Here is a 22,247-nt window from a genome sequence, read left to right as displayed (position 1 = left end):
GCTTGCTCCCGATAGCGGTGTGTCAGTCACCTGATTCATAACTGACAGACTGCTATCGGGAGCAAGCCCCCTCCCACACTGGATTTATGGTGTTTTAAAGACTTTTGCTGCCTTATAAAAACAGATGTTCGTGGAGCCTCGCCGATGAAATCCTATGAAGTCAATTTTGACGGTCTAGTGGGGCCGACCCATAACTATGGCGGTTTGTCCTTCGGCAACGTCGCGTCCCAGAGCAACAGCCAGCAGCATTCCAACCCCAAGGAAGCTGCGTTGCAGGGCCTGCAAAAAATGAAAGCCCTGATGGACATGGGGTTTGTGCAAGGCGTGCTTGCACCGCAGGAACGCCCGGACGTAGCCGCTTTGCGCAGCCTCGGTTTCGGTGGCACTGATGCCCAGGTGATCGAGCAGGCGGCCAGGCAAGCCATGCCGTTGCTGGTGGCCAGTTGCTCGGCATCAAGCATGTGGGTGGCCAACGCCGCCACCGTCAGCCCGAGCGCCGACACGTCTGACGGCCGCGTGCACTTCACCGCCGCCAACCTCAACTGCAAATACCACCGCAGCATCGAGCATCCGACCACCAGCCGCGTGCTGGGGGCGATGTTTGCCGATGGCAAGCACTTCGCCCACCACGCCGCGTTGCCGGCTGTGGCGCAGTTCGGCGACGAAGGCGCGGCCAACCACACGCGTTTCTGCCGTGAATACGGCGAGGCGGGCGTGGAGTTTTTTGTGTTCGGGCGCAGTGCATTCGACCCGCGTTACCCCGCGCCGCAGAAATACCCGGCGCGCCAGACCCTCGAAGCGTCCCAGGCCGTTGCACGCCTGCACGGCCTGAAGGACGAAGGCGTGGTCTATGCCCAGCAGAACCCGGCGGTGATCGATGCCGGCGTGTTCCATAACGACGTGATCGCGGTGGGCAATGGCGAAGTGCTGTTCTATCACGAGGATGCGTTCCTCAATACCGAACCGATGCTCGCCGAGCTGCAAGGCAAGTTGGGCAAGCTGGGCGGCAACTTCCAGTCGGTGTGCGTGCCACGTGCGCAGGTCAGCGTCGAGGACGCGGTGCGTTCCTACCTGTTCAACAGCCAATTGCTGACCCGCCCGGACGGCTCGATGCTGTTGATCGTGCCGGAGGAATGCCGTGCCAACGAACGTGTGTGGCACTACCTGCAAGGCCTCACCGCCTCCGGTGGGCTGATCCGCGAAGTGAAGGTGTTCGACCTCAAGCAAAGCATGCAGAACGGTGGTGGCCCGGCGTGCCTGCGCTTGCGCGTGGCGCTGAACGAAACTGAACTGGCGGCCGTGAACCCAGGGGTTATCATGACCGCGCCGTTGTACGACACGCTGACCCAGTGGGTCCACAAGCACTACCGCGACAGCCTGCGTGAAACCGACCTGGCTGACCCGCAATTGCTGCTTGAGTGCCGGACGGCACTGGATGAACTGACGCAAATCCTTAAACTGGGCTCGGTTTATCCTTTCCAGATCAATTAATGCCGCACGGCTGAGAGCTTTTATTTATGACCGACACCCTGCAACTTATCCTTGAAGACACCGACGGCACCCAGTTGGAAACCTCCTGCACCCGCGTCGCCGTGGTCTGGCAGGGCAAGGAGATCTGGATCCAGCACGACGGCCGCGGCCAACTGCTGATCGGCGTGGATGTGGAAGAAGGCGATGCCGAGTACGCCAACCTGCTGATGCGCCCACTGGCCACCAACCTGATGAGCCTGCAACTGGAAATGGAACCGGCCGACGTCGAAGGTGATGACGACGATCACGTCCACGGCCCAGGCTGCAACCACTAAGGAAGCTGCGTATGCTCGCCCTCGGCAAACTGCTTGAACTGACCCTCGCCGGTCGCGAACCGGCGCAAAAAATTCAACTGACTGTCGACGGCGTGCAGATGCGCTGGCTCAGCGAGGGTGCGCTTGAAGTGCGCCCGCCGCAGGCTCGGGACAACGGCGGCGACCTGCTGCTGTCGTCCGGCATCCATGGCAACGAAACCGCGCCGATCGAACTGCTCGACCGCCTGTTGCATGGCATCGCCCGTGGGGAGATCAAGCCCCGCACCCGTATTCTGTTCCTGTTCGGCAACCCCGAGGCCATGCGCCGCGGCGAGCGTTATCTCGAACTGGACATCAACCGGCTGTTCAACGGCCGTCATGAAAGCAACATCGGCCCCGAAGCCATGCGCGCCGCCGAACTGGAGCAACTGGCCCGCAGCTTTTTCAGCCAGCCTGGCCGTTCGCGCCTGCATTACGACCTGCACACGGCCATCCGCGGCTCGAAGATCGAGCAGTTCGCCCTGTACCCCTGGAAGGAAGGGCGCCAGCACTCGCGTCGTGAGCTTTCGCGCCTGCGCGCCGCCGGCATGGAAGCGGTGCTGATGCAGAACAAGGCCTCGATCACCTTCTCGGCCTTTACCTACGAGCAGTTGGACGCCGAGGCCTTCACCCTGGAACTGGGCAAGGCCCGGCCGTTCGGGCAGAACCAGGGGGTGGATGTGTCGCGCCTGGAGCTGCGCCTGAAGCAGATCATCGAAGGCACCGAGCCTGAGGCTGACAGCCTCGACGGTCTGAAGCTGTTTGCCGTTGCGCGGGAGGTGATCAAGCACAGCGACGCCTTCCTGCTGCACCTACCGGCAGACGTGGAAAACTTTTCGGAATTGGAAAAGGGCTATTTGCTGGCCGAAGACGTGGCGAAGACCCGCTGGGTGATCGAGGAGGAGGGCGCACGCATCATCTTCCCCAACCCGAAGGTCAAGAACGGCTTGCGGGCGGGGATTCTGATTGTGCCGACTACAGAGGCCGGTCTGGCGTAGATCTCAAGGCTCGTGTAGTTCCAAATGTGGGAGGGAGCAAGCCCCCTCCCACATTTTGTTTGGCGGTGTGGCTTAGACCGCTACCGCACGCGGTTCGCTGCGACGGATCGCACGGACTTTGTGCAGCGTGTCGGCGCAGGTGCGTGCCGCTTCCTGGCCCTTGTGCACGAAGTGATCGTGGAAGAATGCATGGTGTTCGCTGCCCGCATGGAAATGGTGTGGGGTCAGGGAGACCGAGAACACCGGTACTTCTGTTTCCAGTTGCACTTGCATCAGGCCACTGACCACCGACTGGGCGACGAATTCGTGACGGTAGATACCACCGTCCACCACCAGTGCGGCGGCGACGATACCGGCATAACGGCCGGTCTTGGCCAGCAGTTTGGCGTGCAGGGGCATTTCAAAGGCGCCGCCGACTTCGAAGAAATCGATGTCCGATTCCTGGTAGCCCTGAACGAGCATTTCGGCGAGGAAGCCTTTACGGGATTGGTCGACAATATCCTTGTGCCAGCAGGCCTGGATAAACGCGACGCGCTCGCCATGATGGTTTTTGCTTTTGCTGTCGATAGCGGTGGGTTGCATGTTCTGACTCCTGTTTAAGAAAAAAACAGGGCGTTATGAATCGAATGGGATTTAAGGGTACGCATGCGCGAACAGGCGCGCGGCCCTTAGGTGCCAATCCCGTTCTCTCTTCATCCGGACTATGACCGTCGGCCCCGGGATCACACCGGGTCTGCTGACCTTGTCGCCGTCCCGCGTGAGCAGTTCGAGGCGCCAAGCGCTCGCGGGCTATACACATTGCGTGTAATTACCGCCGGTGGGGAGTTACACCCCGCCCTGAGAACGTTACCGCCAGAACCCTGGCGGCGGAGAGTTTTTAACATGGTTTTTCAAAAACTGCACGAGCGCCGTATCGATAAGCTATATCGGTTTGTTTGGTTGGTATTCGATTGAGTGCAGACGGGGCTTGATATTCCTCGGCTTTGCCCGCAGTAATCACTCACAAAAGGACTTATCCAACTTGCCCGAGGCCTGCTTCATGACTGTGATTGACCTGCGTAGCGATACTGTGACCCAGCCCACCCCCGGCATGCTCGATGCGATGGCCAGTGCCGTCAGCGGCGATGACGTCTACGGTGAGGACCCCAGCGTCAATCGTCTGGAAGCCGAACTGGCCAAGCGCCTGGGGTTTGCGGCCGCGTTGTTCGTGCCCACCGGCACCATGAGCAACCTGCTGGCGTTGATGGCTCACTGTGAGCGCGGCGAGGAATATATCGTTGGCCAGCAGGCCCACACTTACAAATACGAAGGCGGTGGCGCGGCGGTACTGGGCTCGATCCAGCCGCAACCGCTGGAAGTGCAGGCAGACGGCTCCCTGGATTTGAAGCACGTGCTGGAAGCGATCAAACCGGACGATTTCCACTTCGCCCGCACCCGCCTGCTGGCACTGGAAAACACCATGCAGGGCAAGGTGTTGCCCTTGGATTACCTGGCCCAGGCGCGGGCCTTTACCCGTGAGCATGGCCTGGCTCTGCATCTGGACGGGGCGCGCCTCTATAACGCAGCAGTCAAGTTGGGGGTAGACGCGCGGGAGATCGCCCAGCATTTCGATTCGGTGTCGGTGTGCCTGTCCAAAGGCCTCGGTGCGCCGATTGGCTCGGTGCTATGCGGCTCCACCGCGCTGATCGCCAAGGCCCGCCGTTTGCGCAAGATGGTCGGCGGCGGCATGCGCCAGGCCGGTTCTCTGGCGGCAGCCGGGTTGTATGCGCTGGATCAACAGGTGCAGCGCCTGGCTGACGACCACGCCAACGCCCAGTGGCTGGGGGACCAATTGCGCAAAGCGGGGTATGAGGTGGAGCCGGTGCAGACCAACATGGTCTATCTGCGCGTCGGTGACCTGGCCTCGGCGCTCCAAGCCTTTGCCGCCGAACGCGGGATCAAGTTGAGCGCCGCGCCGCGCCTGCGTATGGTCACCCATTTGGATGTGAGCCGGGCTCAGATTGAGCAGGTGCTCAAGGCATTCGTCGATTTTTCGCGCAAATGAGCGTGTTGACCGTCTAATTGAGCTTCTCTATCGCATAAACACGCTGTACCACCGGCAAAGGGCCGATATAATGCGGCCTTTTGCCGTCGCTCCGTCTGATGATGTTGCGCACTGGCCTTTGGCCGCAGCCTCCGTGGAAGAACCTAATGAAAAGCGCAGAAATCCGTGAAGCCTTCCTTCGCTTCTTCGAAGAGCAAGGTCACACCCGTGTCTCCTCCAGCTCCTTGATCCCAGGCAATGACCCGACCCTGCTGTTCACTAACGCGGGGATGAACCAGTTCAAGGACTGCTTCCTGGGCCAGGAAAAACGCGCCTACACCCGCGCCACCAGCAGCCAGAAGTGCGTACGCGCCGGCGGTAAGAACAGTGACCTGGAGAACGTCGGTTACACCGCTCGCCACCACACATTCTTCGAAATGCTGGGTAACTTCAGCTTCGGTGACTATTTCAAGAAAGACGCGATTACCTTCGCCTGGACCTTCCTGACCGGCGTGTTGAAGCTGCCCCAGGAAAAACTCTGGGTCACCGTGTACGCCACGGACGACGAAGCGTATGACATCTGGACCCAGCACATCGGCGTGCCCGTCGAGCGCATGATCCGCATCGGCGACAACAAAGGCGCGCCGTATGCCTCCGATAACTTCTGGACCATGGGCGATACCGGCCCGTGCGGCCCCTGCACCGAGATTTTCTACGATCACGGCGCCGATATCTGGGGCGGCCCGCCAGGCTCGCCGGAAGAAGACGGCGACCGCTATATCGAGATCTGGAACAACGTGTTCATGCAGTTCAACCGCACCGCCGATGGCGTGTTGCATCCGCTGCCGGCGCCGTCGGTGGACACCGGCATGGGCCTGGAGCGGATCAGTGCGGTGATGCAGCACGTTCATTCCAACTATGAAATCGACCTGTTCACCAACCTGCTGAGCGCGTCGGCGGCGGCCATTGGTTGCGCCAATGAAAGCCAGTCTTCGCTCAAGGTGGTGTCGGACCACATCCGTTCCTGCGGTTTCCTGATCGCCGACGGTGTGCTGCCGTCCAACGAAGGCCGTGGCTACGTGTTGCGCCGCATCATCCGTCGCGCTTGCCGTCACGGTAACAAGCTGGGCGCCACCGGCAGCTTCTTCTACAAAATCGTGGCCGCGCTGGTTGCCGAGATGGGCGAAGCGTTCCCGGAACTCAAGCAGCAGCAAAGCAACATCGAGCGTGTGCTTAAGGCCGAGGAGGAGCAATTCTCCAAGACCCTGGAACACGGCCTGAAGATTCTGGAGCAGGACCTGGCTGAGCTCAAAGGCACCGTGGTGCCGGGCGACGTGGTGTTCAAACTCTACGACACCTATGGTTTCCCGATGGACCTGACCGCCGACATCGCCCGTGAGCGTGAGCTGACCGTCGATGAAGCCGGTTTTGAGCGTGAGATGGAGGCCCAGCGCGTGCGTGCGCGTTCCGCCAGCTCCTTTGGCCTGGACTACAACACCCTGGTCAAGGTTGACGTACCGACCGAGTTCACCGGCTACAACGCAACCGTTGGCTCGGCCAAGATCGTTGCCATTTACAAAGACGGCAAATCGGTCGACGTGCTGAACGAAGGCGACGCAGCGGTGGTGGTCCTGGACCAGACGCCGTTCTACGCCGAATCCGGTGGCCAGGTCGGCGACTGTGGTTTCCTGAGTTCGACTTCCGGGCGCTTTGAAGTGCGCGACACCACCAAGACCGGCGGTGCGTTCCTGCATCACGGCGTGCTGGTGCTGGGCAACCTGACTATCGGCGCGCCGGTCGACACCCAGGTAGATGCCGATGTACGCCACGCCACCGCGCTGAACCACTCGGCCACGCACTTGCTGCACGCCGCGCTGCGCCAGGTGCTGGGCGACCATGTTCAGCAGAAAGGTTCGTTGGTCGACAGCCAGCGCCTGCGCTTCGACTTCAGCCACTTTGAAGCGATCAAGCCTGAGCAGATCAAGGCCCTGGAAGACATCGTCAACGCCGAGATTCGCAAGAACACCGCCGTAGAAACCGAAGAGACCGATATCGAGACCGCCAAGGCCAAGGGCGCCATGGCGCTGTTCGGCGAGAAGTACGGCGACAGCGTGCGTGTATTGAGCATGGGCGGCGATTTCTCGGTAGAACTGTGCGGCGGTATCCACGCCAACCGGACCGGCGACATCGCCTTGCTGAAAATCATCAGCGAAGGTGGCGTGGCCTCTGGTGTGCGTCGTATCGAAGCGGTCACCGGCGCTGCGGCCCTGGCCTATTTGAATGCGGGTGAAGAACAACTCAAGGAGGCGGCCAGCCTGGTCAAGGGCAGCCGCGACAATCTGATCGACAAACTGTCCGCCGTGCTGGAGCGCAACCGTGCGCTGGAAAAACAGCTGGAGCAGTTGCAAGCCAAGGCAGCCAGCGCAGCGGGCGACGATCTGTCGGCTTCTGCGGTGGACGTCAAGGACGTGAAGGTCCTGGCCGCACGCCTGGACGGTCAGGACGGCAAGGCGTTGTTGGCCCTGGTCGATCAGTTGAAGAACAAGCTCGGCCGCGCAGTGATCCTGCTCGGCAGTGTCCATGAGGATAAGGTCGTTCTGGTTGCCGGTGTAACCAAGGACCTGACTGGCCAACTCAAGGCTGGTGATTTGATGAAGCAAGCCGCTGCGGCAGTGGGCGGCAAGGGCGGTGGGCGTCCGGACATGGCGCAAGGCGGTGGTGTAGACGCCGGTGCCCTGGACGCGGCCCTGGCCTTGACCGTGCCGTTTGTCGAAGCGGGTATTTAAGGCACAGCTGACTGGCCCGTGGTTCACTCGCGGGCCATGCGGTGTGGGTTGATTGGATATTAGGCGCCCCTTTACGGGCTGAGGCGGCTTGGAAATGGCTTTGATCGTACAGAAATTTGGAGGCACCTCGGTCGGCTCTGTTGAAAGAATCGAGCAGGTGGCCGACAAGGTTAAGAAGTTCCGCGATGCCGGCGACGACCTGGTGGTGGTGCTGTCTGCCATGAGCGGCGAGACCAATCGCCTGATCGATCTGGCCAAGGCCATTAGCGGCGACCAGCAACCGCTGCCGCGTGAGCTGGATGTGATCGTGTCCACCGGTGAGCAGGTGACCATCGCCTTGTTGGCCATGGCGCTGAACAAGCGTGGCGTACCGGCGGTGTCCTACACGGGCAGCCAGGTGCGCATCCTTACCGACAGTGCGCACACCAAGGCGCGCATCCTGCAAATTGATGATCAGAAAATTCGTACTGATCTGAAAGCAGGCCGCGTGGTAGTTGTAGCGGGTTTCCAGGGTGTGGACGAGCACGGCAACATCACCACCCTCGGGCGCGGTGGTTCGGACACCACCGGTGTGGCCCTGGCCGCAGCCCTCAAGGCTGATGAATGCCAGATCTACACCGATGTGGACGGCGTCTACACCACCGACCCGCGCGTGGTGTCGGTGGCCCAGCGCCTGGACAAGATCACCTTTGAAGAGATGCTGGAAATGGCCAGCCTCGGTTCCAAGGTGTTGCAGATCCGCGCGGTGGAGTTCGCCGGCAAGTACAACGTTCCGCTGCGCGTATTGCACAGCTTCAAAGAGGGTCCGGGCACCCTCATTACTATTGATGAAGAGGAATCCATGGAACAGCCGATCATTTCCGGTATCGCTTTCAACCGTGATGAAGCCAAGCTGACTATCCGTGGCGTGCCAGACACCCCGGGCGTGGCTTTCAAGATTCTGGGCCCTATCAGCGATGCGAATGTTGAAGTCGACATGATCGTGCAGAACGTCTCGCACGATAACACCACCGATTTCACCTTCACTGTGCACCGCAATGAGTACGATGCGGCGCTGAAAATCCTGGAGAACACTGCGCGCGAAATTGGCGCCCGCGAAGTGGTGGGCGATACCAAGATCGCCAAGGTCTCGATCGTGGGTGTAGGCATGCGTTCCCACGCCGGCGTTGCCAGCCGCATGTTTGGCGCACTGGCCAAGGAAAGCATCAACATCCAGATGATCTCCACCTCGGAAATCAAGGTCTCGGTGGTGATCGAAGAGAAGTACCTGGAGCTGGCTGTACGCGCACTGCATACCGCTTTTGAGCTGGACGCTCCGGCCCGACAGGGCGAGTGATGTGTTGCCAGGAAGGCGCGGACTACCGCGCCTTTCCTTTTTTTGTAGGGCGCATGGTCTTTTGCCTGCGCTCGACAATACTTAGGCCGTTAGGGCTGCGTCCATCAGGTCGTAGGTCGAACGCCTTTTTTTTGCAGACTGTTGTTCCTGAACTGAAATGCGTGAGGAGAAAGGTATGCTGATTCTGACTCGTCGGTGCGCAGAAAGCCTGATTATCGGTGATGGCGAAATCACCGTGACCGTGCTCGGCGTCAAAGGCAATCAAGTACGTATCGGGGTTAACGCTCCGAAAGAGGTAGCGGTCCACCGCGAGGAAATCTACCTGCGGATCAAGAAAGAGAAGGACGAAGAACCAAGCCTTTAATTTTTATCGTTTTTTATGTTTGCAAACGGGGATGAACGTGGTTAATATACGCCCCGTGTTGCGGAGAGCTGGCCGAGTGGCCGAAGGCGCTCCCCTGCTAAGGGAGTACACCTCAAAAGGGTGTCGGGGGTTCGAATCCCCCGTTCTCCGCCATTATTTGCTTAGTACGTTGCAATCTGGTTTTTTCGTTAAGTTGTTGAAGTTAAACGAAAAAATAGCTTTACATAGAGATTGAACGGCCTATAATGCGCGGCAACAAATGCACTCGTAGCTCAGCTGGATAGAGTACTCGGCTACGAACCGAGCGGTCACAGGTTCGAATCCTGTCGAGTGCACCATTTAAGAGTTAGTTGCAGCAATGCAGGTAGCTTGGCTTCAGCCAGTTGTGATCTGGTCTAAAAACACAATCTGCACTCGTAGCTCAGCTGGATAGAGTACTCGGCTACGAACCGAGCGGTCACAGGTTCGAATCCTGTCGAGTGCACCATACAAACAAAAAGCCCGCCTAGTGCGGGCTTTTTGCCGTCTGGGGTTTGAGTAAGATTTATCCCAAGCGCTGTTTTTCTCTCGCCTTCATGTGTTTTCCTTTCGCGCTGCGTCGTCGCAGATCCTAGATGCAGCCAATACTCAACTTTGGCTCGCAAGCGCTTGTTCTTTCCAGTTTTTTGACGTTAAAACCAGCCGAGCGGTGTATCATTGCGCCCGTCAGCCCCGCCGGGGCTTGTGGAATACCTCCATGGACTTACCCAGTAGTTACTCAGTACCCCGTTTTACCAATCATGAATTGACTGATTGATCCTTCCGGCGTGCCCCGCTGCTGGGAGTGGAGTTCGCCTATGACCGAAGTAGAAGTAAAGAAAACACAAGAAAGCCTGCAGGATCGCCTGGCTCAAGTCATCGAGCTGCTGCAGCGCCAGCGTGTGGTCGAAGACCTCACGCACCGCCAGGAAGGTCCGCATCACGACCGCGTTGAAAACCTGGTCCATCGGCAAAATCTCGTCGAGTTGCAGCGCAAGCTCGACGACCTGCACTCCGCCGACGTCGCCTACATTCTCGAAGCTTTGCCGCTCGATGATCGACTGACCCTCTGGCAGTTGGTCAAGGCTGACCGCGACGGCGACATCCTCCTCGAAGTATCCGACTCGGTCCGTGAAACCCTGATCGCCGACATGGACGATCACGAACTCCTGGCCGCGGCCAAGGAGATGGACGCCGACGAGCTGGCTGACCTGGCGCCTGAGCTGCCTCGAGATGTTGTCCACGAGCTGATGGAGGCTCTCGACGGCCAGCAGCGTGAGCGTGTGCGCTCCGCGTTGTCCTATGACGAGGACCAGGTCGGCGCCCTGATGGACTTCGAGATGGTCACCATTCGTGAAGACGTCAGCCTGGAAGTGGTACTGCGTTACCTGCGCCGGCTCAAAGAGCTGCCGGGCCATACCGACAAGTTGTTCGTGGTCGACTACGAAGGCATTCTCAAGGGGGTGCTGCCGATCAAGCGCCTGCTGGTCAACGACCCTGAGAAGAAAGTGGCTGATTTAATGGCCAGCGATACCGTGAGCTTTCATCCGGATGAAGATGCCTACGATGCGGCGCAGGCGTTTGAGCGTTACGACTTGATTTCGGCGCCGGTGGTCGACAAAAACGGCAAGTTGATCGGCCGTCTGACCATCGATGAAATGGTCGACCTGATTCGTGAGGAAAGTGAAACCGAAGTCCTCAACATGGCGGGTTTGCGTGAAGAGGAAGATATTTTTGCGTCAGTCTGGCGTTCGCTGCATAACCGCTGGGCCTGGCTGGCCGTTAACCTGATTACCGCGTTTATCGCTTCTCGGGTGATCGGCTTGTTCGAAGGCTCCATCGAAAAACTGGTGGCCTTGGCGGCATTGATGCCGATTGTGGCGGGTATCGGCGGCAACTCCGGTAACCAGACCATTACCATGATCGTGCGGGCAATGGCGCTGGACCAGGTGAGTACGGCTAACTCTTCGCGCCTGTTGCGCAAGGAGCTGGCGGTGGGGCTGGTCAACGGTCTGGTGTGGGGAGGCGTGATCGGGGTTGTCGCCTACTTGCTGTATGGCAGTTGGTCCCTGGGGGTGGTCATGACCGCCGCCATGACCCTCAACCTGCTGCTGGCTGCGTTGATGGGGGTGCTGATCCCCATGACGCTGGCACGTCTCGGTCGCGACCCTGCCATGGGGGCCAGTGTCATGATCACTGCCATGACCGACAGTGGCGGTTTCTTCATCTTCCTGGGGCTGGCGACAATCTTCCTGCTTTGATCCCTTGTGGGGGCGGCTTGCGTTGGTGAGCAAGCTTCCCTTGCCGCAGCAGGCCGGCCCCAACCCTTGCCCAGTCCGGGCGCCCTTGAAAGACGCGCAAAAAAAAAGCCAGCACATGGCTGGCTTCGGCTATCAGTTGCAGATCAATTGGCTTCTGCGGCTGCCTCTACGTCGTGCGCGATAAGCGAGACCAGGGCATTTTGCTGGCGATGGGAGAGCTGACGAAAACGCTGCAGCAGTTCGCGTTCGTGCAGTGACAGCTCTGGGCTGTCCAGGCGCATGCTCAACTCGTCGCCCAGCGCACCTTCCTGAATAAGGCTTTGTTCCAGGCGCGCGATGATTTCAGAGTTCATGCTGCGATGATGATTGCGAGCCACCTCGGCAATGCGTTCCCGCATTCCGTCTGGCAGACGTACGACGAACTTGTCAGCCGTACGGCTTGAATAGATTGCCTGTTTCAATGGGCGCATATATTTAACCGGTTAGTTCAGGGGAGCGGTTTTTGGAATTGGCCGCAAGATGAGTGTTAAGACAAGACTCACGACCAAAGTTCAACCCGAATTGCAAAGAGGCCGCATCATGCCTCAGATTTGCCAGTTCCTTGGCGTCAATTCTGTGACAAATATTGAACTGCCTAAAGGCTTTATGCCAGCACTCATTTGCATTTTTGCGGACTGGTTGGAAAAATCTTTCGCGCGGGATGCCCAGGGCGATTTCCGCGCAGAACCAAGCTGCATAAGGGTTTGAGGCCGAACATCCTATCGCAAACTGGCCTTTTGCCCTGTTGTTTAAGACTAGTGGCAATTTGCTGATTTACTAGGTTGAGGCGACATAAGGTAGGGCGGGGAACGGGCTAGCGCAAAATCGGGTCGAACTTGATGCGTCGGCCTACGATAAGCGTCAGCAGCAGAAGGCAGGCGAATACGCCGCTGGCAATCTGTGCGGTGGTGTGGCCGGTTCCCAAGCCGAACCCGGCGGTGGCAATGAACAGGCACAGAAACAGCCAGGCAGATTTGCTCATGAGTGCTTTTCTCAGAAAACCCAATGTTCAGAGGCTGGCGAAGCCTGACTACCTTGAGCCAAGCGCAGTGGCGCTTGCGCGGTCGGGGTCATCACCGCCAGTTGCGGGCGTTGTTGCAGATGGTGTGGCACGGCCTGGCTGATCTGCGCGGGGTCGTTGCTGCCGGTCGATTGGAAATGAAACATCACCAGCGCAGCCAGGGCGACGGTATTGAGGGCTAACAGAAGGGCACTGTTCATGGTCATGTTCTCCGTTTAACGCCGTGGCTGAGGGGGTTCACATGAAACATTGCAGGTCGCGTGCCAATCTATTATTTCAATAAAATCAAAGGGTTGAGTCTATCTTGAGTGGCTTTCGGGTTGCAATTTGCAATGCTGGCATTTTGTCGCAGTGCATTCTGCACGATGGCGTCATGTGCCGGTGTTTACAGGGTTGAGCGACGATCGCATTCGCAAGTATCGGCCTACGCTCAAAAAGCCCACGGACGACATGACAAAACCTAACTCGACCGTTAACATGCACGCCGTCCGTCGCAGTGCCCCTGAGCCCGATGGCTGTCATTTGTCCCAGTAGCTCAATTGGATAGAGCATCCCCCTCCTAAGGGGAAGGTTGGCCGTTCGAACCGGCCCTGGGACACCATATTATTCAAGGCTTGTAGCGCTTTTTTTTCTTCTCTTGGCTCTCATGTGGACAGCGTGGGTGCAGCAGTAACAATTCAGGCAGAAAAAATCCCCGCTAAGGTTTGACCTGGTGAGACTTTTTTCGCCGGATGGTGACGAAGAATGCTTATCCGTTGTGCTACGGAGTGAGAGATTTCCCCCACCGCTTGGTTACGGTTTGGATTTCGAGCCCCATTACCTGAATACTCACTTCCAATCGGTGGTATTCAGGCGATGTCAGGCGGGCGGTCATGATCGTCGTTGCTATGCTCTTACCCCGATGAAGAGGTCCAAGCTCATCGGCAATTGTTCATTGATTGCTAAGGCAATTTGCTGCACTTGGTTTTCTGTTAGTGGAAGCTTTCCGTCGGCCTCCGCCGCCAAACTTTTCCAGCCCAGCACCTCCATAACCGCTTGCTGAAACTCAGGGCTTATATCGAGCTCAAATTTAATTGAGTCATCTTCGTTGGCGTCAGCGAGAAACCCCGTAATTTCTAAAAACATCTTGGCCCTCCAATATCACTTTGATGTGGTACGTCCTGGTTCAGCGTCCTTTGTTCGCTCTCCTGTTCCTGGGTTGAACTCCCCCCAGGTGCTTGCCTTGTTTGTCGTATAGCTCGACTCTGCCGTTCTCATAATCCCATTCATAAATTCTGCCTTTGCGATCTTTCCAACGACTTCGTTTTTTGCCTGCGCCCTGGACACTCGACATCTGTTTTGCGCGTATTGCATCTGGGCTACATTTTTTGTTGGCATTCGGTCTTTTCACCTACCAATCGAACCTTGCCGCCGATCGAGGTTCACAGCATGTGCGTCGTGTCTTTTATCGTAACGATGTACCTTGCACGCCACCCGGCAGCGTCTGAGCGGTTAAGCAAAATAATCCCCGGAAACAGCCTCTGCCGCCTGTCCGGAACCTGCCACCCGGGACTATCATGCCGATAGCCCTGTTTCTAACTGCAAGGAGCCGCTCGGAACGCCGATGCGCCAGATCTGGAAATCTTTTCGAGCCCTTTATTTCGCTTCCTTGATGATGCTGATCGGCTCCGGCCTGCTCAGTACTTACCTGGCCTTGCGCCTGGCGGCTGACCATGTCGACAGCTTGTGGGTGGGTGCGCTGATGGCGGCCAACTATTTCGGCCTGGTGCTGGGCGGCAAGATCGGGCATCGCCTGATCGCCCGGGTCGGGCATATTCGCGCGTATGCGACCTGTGCCGGTATCGTCGGTGCGGCGGTGCTGGGGCATGGTTTGGTCGACTGGTTGCCGGCCTGGATCGTGCTGCGGGTGATCGTTGGCCTGGGCATGATGTGCCAGTACATGGTGATCGAAAGCTGGCTCAACGAGCAGGCGGATGCCAAGCAGCGTGGCGTGGTGTTCAGCGGCTATATGATCGCTTCCTACCTTGGCTTGGTGTTGGGGCAGTTGATTCTGGTCATGCATCCTCAACTCGGCCTGGAGTTGTTGATGCTGGTCGCGCTGTGCTTTGCCTTGTGCCTTGTGCCGGTGGCCATGACCCGACGCATCCACCCCGCGCCCCTGCACCCCGCACCGATGGAGCCGCGTTTCTTTATCAAGCGCGTGCCGCAGTCGCTGAGCACGGTATTGGGGGCGGGGTTGATTGTCGGCTCTTTCTATGGCCTGGCACCGCTGTATGCGTCCCAGCAGGGGCTCACCACCGAGCAAGTGGGTTTGTTCATGGGTAGCTGCATTTTTGCCGGACTGCTGGTGCAGTGGCCGCTGGGATGGTTGTCTGACCGCTATGATCGCGCGCTGTTGATTCGTTGTTTTGCCCTGTGCCTGGCGGTGGCGGCATTGCCGCTCGCAATCATGACCCAGGTGCCGCTGGAGGTTTTGTTCGTCGCAGGCTTCCTCTGCTCGCTGGTGCAGTTCTGTTTGTACCCGCTGGCCGTGGCGTTTTCCAATGACCATGTCGAAGGTGATCGCCGCGTGTCGCTGACAGCCATGTTGCTGGTGACATATGGCATCGGCGCCAGTATCGGGCCTTTGCTGGCGGGTGTGGTGATGAAGATGTTCGGCAGCCAGATGCTTTACGCGTTTTTCAGCCTGTGTGCGTTGATTCTGGTGTGGCGCATCCGGCCAAAAGCCGTCACCAACCTGCACCAGGTGGAGGACGCCCCCCTGCATCACGTGGCGATGCCCGACAGTATGTCCAGCTCACCGCTGGTGGCTGCACTTGACCCGCGGGTGGATGAGGCCGTGGTCCAGGAGCAGATGCAGACCACTGCGCCTGAGCCTGAGCCTGAAACCGAGCCAGAGCAGCCGCCGATAGAGGAGCCAGGCTGCGAAGCGCCACCCGAGCATCCGGACCCGGACGAGCATCCCCATGACCTCAGCAGGGCACGCCCCTGAACGAAAAAAACGGGCAGATCCCCAAAGGATCTGCCCGTTTTTTTGTGACGACCTGTATGTATTAAAAATCGTCGTCTTTATCGAACCGTCGCGCTTCACGCTGCAACTGGTACACAAAGCGCTCGACCTGGCGCTGTACCAGCCCACTCATGTTGTGGAAGCGTACGCCGGCAAAGGTGGTATTGATCTTTTCTTCGAAGTGCAGGTAACGCAATTCGACCGAGGTGGTCATGCTGCCAAAGGGCAGGGCGGCAATAAATCGGTCGTAGACCTGGCCCAATTGCAGGCGCTCGGAGATATTGCCTTCAAAACGCAGCTTGCAGCCGGTGGCGGAAATATCCAGCAATTTACCGTTGACCGGCGCCTTGAGTTTTTCGCCACCCAGTTCGATGTTGACCAATTGCGCCAGCTTCAACGCGGCACGGAACGCATTTCGACGCTGATGGTAGACCACCTCGTCCGGCAGGCTGCCGGTGTAAATGCGGTGGCCGTCTTTCGCGCTGATAGCCAGGGTGCCCTTGCTTTCCCAGGCAACGCGAACGCCATCGTGGAAGCCTTCGATGCGGAAGGGCTCGCCGCTCTCAAGGTAGCGTTCGCCGTCGCGTGGAATCATTTCGTCCAGTGCCAGCGTGTTGCTGTCACGGTTGACGTCCACCAGATAGCTTTGGAAGCGCTGGCTGCGTTCGTGGAAGGTGATGATCAGCGGGTCATGGCTGTCTTGCAGCATCCGCAAGGTGCCGGCGATTTCCAGAGGCGTGGTGAGCACCTTGGGTGGCTGCGGGGCATCTTCCGCATTAAGGGCGTTGAACACGGTTCTTCCATCTCCAGACAAAATACGACTACACGCAAGAACCGGCATTTTGCCAGCATGTGGCGCGCCTTGGATAGGGCGCACGGTAAACCGATGTCAGGCTTGGCTGCGGGTGCTTGGTTTGACCAGACGCGAGGTGGAACCCTGGGCGTTATACAGCGCCGGCGGCTCTCCGCCGTGAAGTATGCGTAACTGGTTGGCGGTCGTGGCTTGCTGAAGCTGGATCGACTGACCGTTGAGCCGGTTGGCTTCCTGGCACTGGGCGAGCAACTGATTGAGTTCTTTGCTCTGGGACAGCAATTGGTCGCCAACCGAGGAGTGGCTGGCCAACTGCGCCAGGCCGTCATGGTCTGCCGGCAGGCCGAGACTACTGAGGATCTGGCTGCGTTTTTTGCCGTGTTGCTCCAGCAGCACAATCAGCGATTGCTTGCGCGCCAGAATTTCTTCCAGCAGCGGCATATCCCGGCCATAGAGGGCCAGGGATTCTTCTTTGAGCAGCTCGAGCAATTGTTGCGTCGGCGCTAGATCATCAATGATCAGTTGCAGCAAATTTTCGTCGTGATGCATGGCTGGCCTTGGGGTTTAAGCGTCCAAAAGCCCTGCGCAGGCCTTTGCCTAGCGCTCGGCTTCGAAATTAAGCAGCTTGCTGGCTACACGGTTGCTGTCGACTTTATAGCTGCCATCGGCGATTGCCTGTTTCAACTCGGCCACGCGGGCTTTATTGACCACTGGTTGATCGCGCAGCGAGTCAGTGACCTTCTGCAACTGTTGAGCCTCATTGCTCAGGTGTACGGATTCCCCGCTTTGGCTGACGCTGGCCTGTTCTGTCAGCGGCTGGGCCTTGGCTTCGACGCTTTCTTTGGCAGCGCTGGTACGCGTAGCGCCTGACGTCGACGGGGTGTTATTCAAACGGCTGAAATCGATGACCATGATAAAAAAACCTCTGGGTATTTGGACGCTTGCCATGTTTTCGGCCATACCCGGACAAACTTTAGGCGCGAATGACAATAAATCTCCGCACGGTAAACCGCGTGCACAGTGTAGGAAAACCCAGCGTCCTGTACCAGTAATCTATAAAGCGACCTCTACCTGTCCGGGGGCTGTGACCCGCGCTTTGATCACGCGATTGGAATTGAGATTCTTGACTCGAATTTGTTCACTCATGCCGCCGTTGGACAACGCTTCACCGGGCATTTTTACATTCAGCGTACCGCTGCTGGCGGAAATTACCACTTGGTCGCCCTTGCGAATCACTTCGGCCTGTTCCAGGTGGACCAGCGTGATCACCTGATCGGTGACCACTGGTCGGGTCAATCGTTGGCCGACGGCCTGATCCAGGGACGTCAGGTAGCCCTGGCTGATCAGGCTGATGTCGCGTTCGCGTAATACGACGTCCTCAAAACCGATGATGCCGGTGCGTTTCAGTGGTCGGGCCACTACCACAACATCGCGAAACAACTTGACCTGCGCCGGCACAAACACCGTCCAAGGCGAGGCTCCGTCGCAGCGCACCCGTACCGTCACGCGGCCGATGGGCTGGGCTGGGCTTTCAAGGGTCGCTGTCAATTCCTTGTCGCACATCGGCATGCGCAGGCGGGGGTCCAATTGGTTGACTTGGATTTCATAACGCCCCGGTGTCTGTGTGGTTGCCAGATAATCTTCTACAGTGAACTCAAGAAAGCCCTGAGTGACGCCGATAAGGAGATCAGGCAAGGTGACGTTCTCTGCGCGGGCCGTGGTGTTCAGGCTCAAAGCAAGCAACGCCACCGAGGCGCAGAGCAATCTGCGGTAACGTGGGAGTCGAAGGCGTCGGGAAACTGTCGTTTTAATGTCCATGGCCAATAAATAGCAAGGCTCGTGCCGTTTAGTGTTGGGTGCGCGCTGCCGTGTAGGTACAGCCCAAGGTTTTAGCGTAGGAGTAAAGGCATGGCAGGTGTAATGGATTCAGTAAACCAGCGCACACAGCTGGTAGGGCAGAATCGCCTGGAGTTGTTGCTTTTTCGCCTCGATGGCAAGCAACTCTATGGCATCAATGTGTTCAAGGTACGGGAAGTGCTGCAGTGCCCCAAGCTGACGATCATGCCCAAATCCAGCCCGGTGGTGTGTGGCGTGGCCAATATTCGTGGTGCGACCATTCCGATTCTCGACCTGGCCCTGGCCACAGGTTCGGCAGGCTTGCAGGACCGCGAAAGCCCATTCGTGATCATTACCGAATACAACACCAAGACCCAGGGTTTCCTGGTGCGCTCGGTGGAGCGCATCGTCAACATGAACTGGGAAGAGATCCATCCGCCACCCAAGGGCACCGGCCGCGACCACTACCTCACGGCGGTGACGCGGGTCGATAACCAGTTGGTGGAAATCATCGACGTAGAGAAGATCCTCGCCGAAGTGGCGCCGACCTCGGAATCGATTTCGGTCGGTGTGGTTGACGCGGAGACGGCGCACAAGGCGGTCTCGCTGCGGGTGCTCACAGTGGACGACTCCTCGGTGGCGCGTAAGCAGGTGACCCGTTGCCTGCAAACCGTCGGCGTGGACGTGGTGGCGCTCAACGACGGCCGCCAGGCGCTGGACTATCTGCGCAAACTGGTGGATGAGGGTAAGAAGCCGGAAGAAGAATTCTTGATGATGATTTCCGACATCGAGATGCCGGAAATGGATGGCTACACTCTCACGGCCGAAATACGCAGCGATCCACGCATGCAAAAATTGCATATCGTCCTGCATACTTCGTTGTCGGGTGTATTCAATCAGGCGATGGTCAAGAAAGTCGGTGCCGATGACTTCCTGGCCAAATTCCGTCCTGATGACCTGGCATCCCGGGTGGTCGACCGGATCAAGGCAGCAGAATAATAATAGCCAGGGGCTTTTTCCCTGGCGGTCATACGATTTTAGAGGCGGTATCAGTGTCTACAGGTAATTTGGATTTTGAGCAGTTCCGGGTCTTCCTGGAAAAAGCCTGTGGGATATTGCTCGGTGAAAACAAGCAATACCTGGTATCCAGTCGTCTTAACAAACTAATGGAGCAGCAGGGTATCAAGTCCCTGGGTGAGTTGGTTCAACGGATCCAGGGCCAGCCGCGCAGTGGGCTCAAAGAGATGGTGGTCGATGCCATGACCACCAACGAAACCCTGTGGTTTCGTGACACCTACCCCTTTGAGGTGCTCAAGAGCAAGGTGCTGCCGGAGGCTATCAAGGCCAGCCCGGGCCAGCGTCTGCGCATCTGGTCGGCGGCCTGTTCTTCGGGGCAGGAGCCGTATTCCATCTCGATGTCCATCGATGAGTTCGAGCGGACCAACATCGGGCAATTGAAGGCCGGTGCGCAAATTGTCGCCACCGATCTGTCCGGCACCATGCTCACCAACTGCAAGACCGGTGAGTACGACAGCCTGGCCCTGGGCCGTGGTTTGTCCCAAGACCGGTTGCAGCGCTACTTCGAGCCTAAAGGCGCCGGGCGCTGGGCGATCAAGGCGCCGATCAAAAACCGCGTGGAGTTTCGCTCGTTCAACCTGCTCGACAGCTACGCCAGCCTGGGCAAGTTCGACATGGTGTTTTGCCGCAACGTGCTGATCTACTTCTCGGCCGAGGTGAAGAAAGACATCCTGTTGCGCATCCATGGCACGCTCAAGCGTGGCGGCTACCTGTTCCTGGGTGCTTCCGAAGCGCTGAACGGCCTGCCGGATCACTTCCAGATGGTGCAGTGCAGCCCCGGCATCATTTACCAGGCCAAATAACCGACGCTTTAAAAACAAAAACGGGAGACCTTTGCAAAGTCTCCCGTTTTTTATTCGCGCAAAATCGCTGCCGGTCCTCATCAACAGCGCTCAGGGCGTGGTGCTCATTTGGAGGGGCCCCAGGGACAGGCCATGTTGCCCGCTGGGCACTGTTGCGTTGAAGATGCCGAGTCGCACGGTTCCCGTCGTGGCGGCGGTAAATGTTCCTGTTCCGATTTGGCGTCGGGCATCAGTAATAGTGGTGACGTCAGGCCCGATCCGGCTGCCGTTTATCGTCATGTGCAGGGTCGACCCGTCGCTGACGGCTGTACTTCCCGTCACCTCGAAGCTGCAGTTATAGGTGCGTCCTGCCGTTACCGGAACTGCACGGGTGATGATGTGGGAGCTGGTGGCCTGATTGTTGAACTGGTTAACGACCACGCGGCTACCGATCACGCTTAGCCGCGACACATAGACGCCTTGTGCTACCCAGCCTTGAAAGGTGCCGTCGCTGAAGTCCCATGACTGGTCTGGTGGCACCACAATGGGCAGGCGACCGATGTTTATTCTCGCCTCCCCTGCAGTGGAATACAGCCCTCCACGCAGGATGCGGGCCCGCAACTGGACTTCGGTGCCCGCACTGGCGATGACAATGTTCGTGGGAATCAGAATCCGCAGCGAAGCGGTGCTGTGGGCAATATTAAAGCTTTGATTGTGCGTGCCACCAAGAACGGTGCTGTTGAGGCTCAAATAGAAATAATCGGCTGGCTGCATAGGAAAATCCAACCTCAGTATGGCGACGTCGCCGCTCAGTCGGGCAGGGTCAAGATTCGGGATCGGCTGTGTCGAATCCTGTTCGACAAACCTGGGGGCCGGGATTATCAACATGTCGAGCCTCTGCGTTGTGCTTAAGGGGGTCGGTTGATAAAGCATCAAAGCCTACGCGTGTCGCAATTGTCATAAATAACAGTACGGACAAACGGTTAAATACCCCGGCCCCCTGCGCACACCGTTTATAGCCCTCCACTCGCAAGCGGCAAGCCCGATTGCCGCTTTACTGGCGCTACGCGGAAATCGCTTGCCGCTTTTCTGGCATCACCGCCGGCAACATTGCCGCAAGCCCTTGAAATTCGGGCTCTGCTCAGGTTGGCATGCACCTTGCTATAGTCCTGTTAACGAACAGCAGGTCAGCCTAAAGGTTTCCGCCATGAGCATCAGCTTCGATAAAGCGCTCGGTATCCACGAACAAGCCCTGGGCTTCCGCGCCCAGCGTGCCGAAGTCCTGGCCAACAACATTGCCAACGCCGACACCCCGAACTACAAGGCTCGGGACCTGGACTTCTCCGCTGTGCTCGCTGCACAGCAGGACAAGACCAAGAACGGCACCTTCGCCTTGAACATGACCAACAACCGTCATATCGAAGCGCAAGGCCTGAGCAGTGGTGACGAGTCGTTGCTGTATCGCACGCCGATGCAGCCATCGATCGACCAGAACACCGTCGACGCCCAACTGGAGCAATCGGCTTATGCCGAGAACTCGGTGAACTTTCAGGCCAGCTTTACCCTGCTCAACAGCAAATTCAAAGGGCTGATGTCAGCCCTGCGTGGAGAGTAAGCCATGTCCCTGTCCAGTGTTTTCAATATTGCCGGCAGTGGCATGAGCGCCCAGACCACGCGCCTCAACACCGTCGCCAGTAACATCGCCAACGCCGAGACTGTGTCTTCGAGCATTGACCAAACCTATCGCGCCCGGCACCCGGTGTTCGCCACCATGTTCCAGGCCGGCCAGAACGGTGGCAGCGATTCGTTGTTCCAGGAACAGGACGCCGCCGGCAAAGGCGTGCAGGTACTCGGTGTGGTCGAAGACCAGAGCAACCTCGAAGCGCGCTACGAGCCTAACCACCCGGCAGCGAACGAAAAAGGCTACGTGTATTACCCGAACGTCAACGTGGTCGAGGAGATGGCCGACATGATCTCCGCCAGCCGCTCGTTCCAGACCAACGCGGAAATGATGAACACCGCCAAAACCATGATGCAAAAGGTCCTGACCCTGGGTCAGTGA

24 protein-coding genes, 4 tRNA genes and 1 riboswitch are annotated in these 22,247 nt (G+C 58.2%); of the genes, 17 read left to right on the top strand and 11 right to left on the bottom strand.

Translation table 11 applies throughout. The annotated features are described in order from the left end of the window. Positions 1-144: 144 nt before the first annotated feature. Genes astB through astE form a run of 3 tightly spaced genes read left to right on the top strand, consistent with a single transcriptional unit; the run spans position 145 to position 2,821 of the window. The gene (gene astB, locus KSS96_RS22030; protein ID WP_017529420.1) at positions 145-1,491 is read left to right on the top strand and encodes an N-succinylarginine dihydrolase; all 1,347 of its coding nucleotides are present in this window, start codon (positions 145-147) and stop codon (positions 1,489-1,491) included. Between the two features lie 26 nt (positions 1,492-1,517). Then, complete coding sequence (locus KSS96_RS22025; RefSeq protein ID WP_017529421.1) at positions 1,518-1,805, top strand: hypothetical protein; 288 nt, start codon at positions 1,518-1,520, stop codon at positions 1,803-1,805. An 11-nt stretch (positions 1,806-1,816) separates the two neighbouring features. Then, positions 1,817-2,821: a succinylglutamate desuccinylase gene (gene astE / locus KSS96_RS22020; protein WP_017529422.1), complete on the top strand. Its 1,005-nt coding sequence runs from the start codon at positions 1,817-1,819 to the stop codon at positions 2,819-2,821. A 72-nt stretch (positions 2,822-2,893) separates the two neighbouring features. Here astE and KSS96_RS22015 read toward each other — a convergent pair whose 3' ends face one another. Further along, positions 2,894-3,403, bottom strand: coding sequence for a 6,7-dimethyl-8-ribityllumazine synthase (locus KSS96_RS22015; RefSeq protein ID WP_003175649.1), 510 nt, complete (start codon positions 3,401-3,403; stop codon positions 2,894-2,896). Between the two features lie 97 nt (positions 3,404-3,500). Next, positions 3,501-3,670, bottom strand: a riboswitch (FMN riboswitch). 190 nt (positions 3,671-3,860) lie between these two features. Here KSS96_RS22015 and ltaE point away from each other — a divergent pair. The 8 genes from ltaE to mgtE all read left to right on the top strand — a co-directional run bounded on the left by ltaE (position 3,861) and on the right by mgtE (position 11,609). After that, entirely contained in the window at positions 3,861-4,865 is a 1,005-nt protein-coding gene (gene ltaE, locus KSS96_RS22010; protein WP_217855321.1) for a low-specificity L-threonine aldolase, read from the top strand. Positions 4,866-5,011: 146 nt separating this feature from the next. Further along, positions 5,012-7,630, top strand: a complete 2,619-nt coding sequence (gene alaS, locus KSS96_RS22005; protein ID WP_017529424.1) for an alanine--tRNA ligase — start codon at positions 5,012-5,014, stop codon at positions 7,628-7,630. A gap of 94 nt (positions 7,631-7,724) precedes the next feature. Further along, complete coding sequence (locus tag KSS96_RS22000) at positions 7,725-8,966, top strand: aspartate kinase (protein ID WP_017529425.1); 1,242 nt, start codon at positions 7,725-7,727, stop codon at positions 8,964-8,966. 175 nt (positions 8,967-9,141) lie between these two features. Further along, positions 9,142-9,330 (top strand): carbon storage regulator CsrA, encoded by a 189-nt coding sequence (gene csrA, locus KSS96_RS21995; RefSeq protein ID WP_003175645.1) that lies wholly within the window; start codon positions 9,142-9,144, stop codon positions 9,328-9,330. Between the two features lie 62 nt (positions 9,331-9,392). After that, positions 9,393-9,483 (top strand) — tRNA-Ser (locus KSS96_RS21990). A 108-nt stretch (positions 9,484-9,591) separates the two neighbouring features. Then, positions 9,592-9,668: transfer RNA gene (locus KSS96_RS21985), tRNA-Arg, on the top strand. A gap of 72 nt (positions 9,669-9,740) precedes the next feature. After that, positions 9,741-9,817 (top strand) — tRNA-Arg (locus KSS96_RS21980). Between the two features lie 349 nt (positions 9,818-10,166). After that, entirely contained in the window at positions 10,167-11,609 is a 1,443-nt protein-coding gene (gene mgtE / locus KSS96_RS21975) for a magnesium transporter (RefSeq protein ID WP_017529426.1), read from the top strand. A 143-nt stretch (positions 11,610-11,752) separates the two neighbouring features. On the opposite strand, the gene KSS96_RS21970 is transcribed toward mgtE, so the two are convergent. The 3 genes from KSS96_RS21970 to KSS96_RS21960 all read right to left on the bottom strand — a co-directional run bounded on the left by KSS96_RS21970 (position 11,753) and on the right by KSS96_RS21960 (position 12,869). Further along, positions 11,753-12,079 carry an Arc family DNA-binding protein gene (locus KSS96_RS21970; RefSeq protein ID WP_003175643.1) on the bottom strand — a complete coding sequence of 109 codons (327 nt, stop codon included), beginning with the start codon at positions 12,077-12,079 and terminating at the stop codon, positions 11,753-11,755. A gap of 383 nt (positions 12,080-12,462) precedes the next feature. Beyond that, positions 12,463-12,630 (bottom strand): PA3371 family protein, encoded by a 168-nt coding sequence (locus KSS96_RS21965; protein ID WP_017529427.1) that lies wholly within the window; start codon positions 12,628-12,630, stop codon positions 12,463-12,465. An 11-nt stretch (positions 12,631-12,641) separates the two neighbouring features. Continuing rightward, positions 12,642-12,869 (bottom strand): hypothetical protein, encoded by a 228-nt coding sequence (locus KSS96_RS21960; RefSeq protein WP_017529428.1) that lies wholly within the window; start codon positions 12,867-12,869, stop codon positions 12,642-12,644. A 324-nt stretch (positions 12,870-13,193) separates the two neighbouring features. Here KSS96_RS21960 and KSS96_RS21955 point away from each other — a divergent pair. Further along, a tRNA-Arg gene (locus KSS96_RS21955) sits at positions 13,194-13,270 on the top strand. Between the two features lie 284 nt (positions 13,271-13,554). On the opposite strand, the gene KSS96_RS21950 is transcribed toward KSS96_RS21955, so the two are convergent. Both KSS96_RS21950 and KSS96_RS21945 read right to left on the bottom strand, forming a co-directional pair. Beyond that, a complete protein-coding gene (locus KSS96_RS21950; RefSeq protein WP_217855320.1) occupies positions 13,555-13,794 on the bottom strand; it encodes a pyocin S6 family toxin immunity protein in 240 nt (79 codons plus the stop codon). Positions 13,795-13,834: 40 nt separating this feature from the next. Next, positions 13,835-14,002, bottom strand: a complete 168-nt coding sequence (locus tag KSS96_RS21945; protein ID WP_317617127.1) for a colicin E3/pyocin S6 family cytotoxin — start codon at positions 14,000-14,002, stop codon at positions 13,835-13,837. 270 nt (positions 14,003-14,272) lie between these two features. Between KSS96_RS21945 and KSS96_RS21940 the strand changes: the two genes are divergently transcribed. Next, positions 14,273-15,661, top strand: a complete 1,389-nt coding sequence (locus KSS96_RS21940; protein WP_065876826.1) for an MFS transporter — start codon at positions 14,273-14,275, stop codon at positions 15,659-15,661. A 61-nt stretch (positions 15,662-15,722) separates the two neighbouring features. Here the strand turns inward: KSS96_RS21940 and KSS96_RS21935 are convergent, their stop codons facing one another. From KSS96_RS21935 to flgA, 4 genes are all read right to left on the bottom strand, one after another. Then, positions 15,723-16,472: a flagellar brake protein gene (locus KSS96_RS21935; protein WP_017529454.1), complete on the bottom strand. Its 750-nt coding sequence runs from the start codon at positions 16,470-16,472 to the stop codon at positions 15,723-15,725. A 96-nt stretch (positions 16,473-16,568) separates the two neighbouring features. Next, positions 16,569-17,039, bottom strand: coding sequence for a flagella synthesis protein FlgN (locus KSS96_RS21930; RefSeq protein WP_017529455.1), 471 nt, complete (start codon positions 17,037-17,039; stop codon positions 16,569-16,571). 48 nt (positions 17,040-17,087) lie between these two features. Beyond that, positions 17,088-17,402 (bottom strand): flagellar biosynthesis anti-sigma factor FlgM, encoded by a 315-nt coding sequence (gene flgM, locus KSS96_RS21925; RefSeq protein WP_017529456.1) that lies wholly within the window; start codon positions 17,400-17,402, stop codon positions 17,088-17,090. Positions 17,403-17,543: 141 nt separating this feature from the next. After that, the gene (flgA, locus tag KSS96_RS21920; protein ID WP_026067398.1) at positions 17,544-18,308 is read right to left on the bottom strand and encodes a flagellar basal body P-ring formation chaperone FlgA; all 765 of its coding nucleotides are present in this window, start codon (positions 18,306-18,308) and stop codon (positions 17,544-17,546) included. A 90-nt stretch (positions 18,309-18,398) separates the two neighbouring features. Between flgA and KSS96_RS21915 the strand changes: the two genes are divergently transcribed. Together KSS96_RS21915 and cheR are read left to right on the top strand one after the other, a co-directional pair. Next, positions 18,399-19,325 (top strand): chemotaxis protein CheV, encoded by a 927-nt coding sequence (locus tag KSS96_RS21915; RefSeq protein ID WP_017529458.1) that lies wholly within the window; start codon positions 18,399-18,401, stop codon positions 19,323-19,325. Between the two features lie 53 nt (positions 19,326-19,378). Beyond that, the gene (gene cheR, locus KSS96_RS21910) at positions 19,379-20,206 is read left to right on the top strand and encodes a protein-glutamate O-methyltransferase CheR (RefSeq protein ID WP_017529459.1); all 828 of its coding nucleotides are present in this window, start codon (positions 19,379-19,381) and stop codon (positions 20,204-20,206) included. A gap of 90 nt (positions 20,207-20,296) precedes the next feature. Here the strand turns inward: cheR and KSS96_RS21905 are convergent, their stop codons facing one another. After that, positions 20,297-21,073: a hypothetical protein gene (locus tag KSS96_RS21905; protein WP_065876838.1), complete on the bottom strand. Its 777-nt coding sequence runs from the start codon at positions 21,071-21,073 to the stop codon at positions 20,297-20,299. A gap of 319 nt (positions 21,074-21,392) precedes the next feature. Here KSS96_RS21905 and flgB point away from each other — a divergent pair, with 319 nt between their 5' ends. Continuing rightward, complete coding sequence (gene flgB / locus KSS96_RS21900) at positions 21,393-21,800, top strand: flagellar basal body rod protein FlgB (protein ID WP_017529461.1); 408 nt, start codon at positions 21,393-21,395, stop codon at positions 21,798-21,800. A gap of 3 nt (positions 21,801-21,803) precedes the next feature. Then, on the top strand, positions 21,804-22,247 hold the full coding sequence (gene flgC, locus KSS96_RS21895; protein ID WP_003175632.1) for a flagellar basal body rod protein FlgC: 444 nt from the start codon (positions 21,804-21,806) through the stop codon (positions 22,245-22,247).

The organism is Pseudomonas asgharzadehiana (assembly GCF_019139815.1).
Taxonomy (GTDB): domain Bacteria; phylum Pseudomonadota; class Gammaproteobacteria; order Pseudomonadales; family Pseudomonadaceae; genus Aquipseudomonas; species Aquipseudomonas asgharzadehiana.
Note: the sequence above shows the minus strand (reverse complement) of the source record. Positions and strands in the feature narration are given on the sequence as shown.

What these genes read in the sequence shown, in the direction of transcription:
- KSS96_RS21930 (WP_017529455.1), bottom strand. Translation starts at nt 17,039, where the DNA reads ATGCATCACGACGAAAATTTGCTGCAACTGATCATTGATGATCTAGCG.
- flgA (WP_026067398.1), bottom strand. Translation starts at nt 18,308, where the DNA reads ATGGACATTAAAACGACAGTTTCCCGACGCCTTCGACTCCCACGTTAC.
- KSS96_RS21950 (WP_217855320.1), bottom strand. Translation starts at nt 13,794, where the DNA reads ATGTTTTTAGAAATTACGGGGTTTCTCGCTGACGCCAACGAAGATGAC.
- ltaE (WP_217855321.1), top strand. Translation starts at nt 3,861, where the DNA reads ATGACTGTGATTGACCTGCGTAGCGATACTGTGACCCAGCCCACCCCC.
- KSS96_RS21905 (WP_065876838.1), bottom strand. Translation starts at nt 21,073, where the DNA reads ATGTTGATAATCCCGGCCCCCAGGTTTGTCGAACAGGATTCGACACAG.
- KSS96_RS21945 (WP_317617127.1), bottom strand. Translation starts at nt 14,002, where the DNA reads ATGTCGAGTGTCCAGGGCGCAGGCAAAAAACGAAGTCGTTGGAAAGAT.
- astB (WP_017529420.1), top strand. Translation starts at nt 145, where the DNA reads ATGAAATCCTATGAAGTCAATTTTGACGGTCTAGTGGGGCCGACCCAT.
- flgC (WP_003175632.1), top strand. Translation starts at nt 21,804, where the DNA reads ATGTCCCTGTCCAGTGTTTTCAATATTGCCGGCAGTGGCATGAGCGCC.
- KSS96_RS22025 (WP_017529421.1), top strand. Translation starts at nt 1,518, where the DNA reads ATGACCGACACCCTGCAACTTATCCTTGAAGACACCGACGGCACCCAG.
- KSS96_RS21915 (WP_017529458.1), top strand. Translation starts at nt 18,399, where the DNA reads ATGGCAGGTGTAATGGATTCAGTAAACCAGCGCACACAGCTGGTAGGG.
- flgB (WP_017529461.1), top strand. Translation starts at nt 21,393, where the DNA reads ATGAGCATCAGCTTCGATAAAGCGCTCGGTATCCACGAACAAGCCCTG.
- csrA (WP_003175645.1), top strand. Translation starts at nt 9,142, where the DNA reads ATGCTGATTCTGACTCGTCGGTGCGCAGAAAGCCTGATTATCGGTGAT.
- mgtE (WP_017529426.1), top strand. Translation starts at nt 10,167, where the DNA reads ATGACCGAAGTAGAAGTAAAGAAAACACAAGAAAGCCTGCAGGATCGC.
- flgM (WP_017529456.1), bottom strand. Translation starts at nt 17,402, where the DNA reads ATGGTCATCGATTTCAGCCGTTTGAATAACACCCCGTCGACGTCAGGC.
- KSS96_RS21940 (WP_065876826.1), top strand. Translation starts at nt 14,273, where the DNA reads ATGCGCCAGATCTGGAAATCTTTTCGAGCCCTTTATTTCGCTTCCTTG.
- alaS (WP_017529424.1), top strand. Translation starts at nt 5,012, where the DNA reads ATGAAAAGCGCAGAAATCCGTGAAGCCTTCCTTCGCTTCTTCGAAGAG.
- KSS96_RS22015 (WP_003175649.1), bottom strand. Translation starts at nt 3,403, where the DNA reads ATGCAACCCACCGCTATCGACAGCAAAAGCAAAAACCATCATGGCGAG.
- KSS96_RS21965 (WP_017529427.1), bottom strand. Translation starts at nt 12,630, where the DNA reads ATGAGCAAATCTGCCTGGCTGTTTCTGTGCCTGTTCATTGCCACCGCC.
- KSS96_RS22000 (WP_017529425.1), top strand. Translation starts at nt 7,725, where the DNA reads ATGGCTTTGATCGTACAGAAATTTGGAGGCACCTCGGTCGGCTCTGTT.
- astE (WP_017529422.1), top strand. Translation starts at nt 1,817, where the DNA reads ATGCTCGCCCTCGGCAAACTGCTTGAACTGACCCTCGCCGGTCGCGAA.
- KSS96_RS21960 (WP_017529428.1), bottom strand. Translation starts at nt 12,869, where the DNA reads ATGAACAGTGCCCTTCTGTTAGCCCTCAATACCGTCGCCCTGGCTGCG.
- KSS96_RS21970 (WP_003175643.1), bottom strand. Translation starts at nt 12,079, where the DNA reads ATGCGCCCATTGAAACAGGCAATCTATTCAAGCCGTACGGCTGACAAG.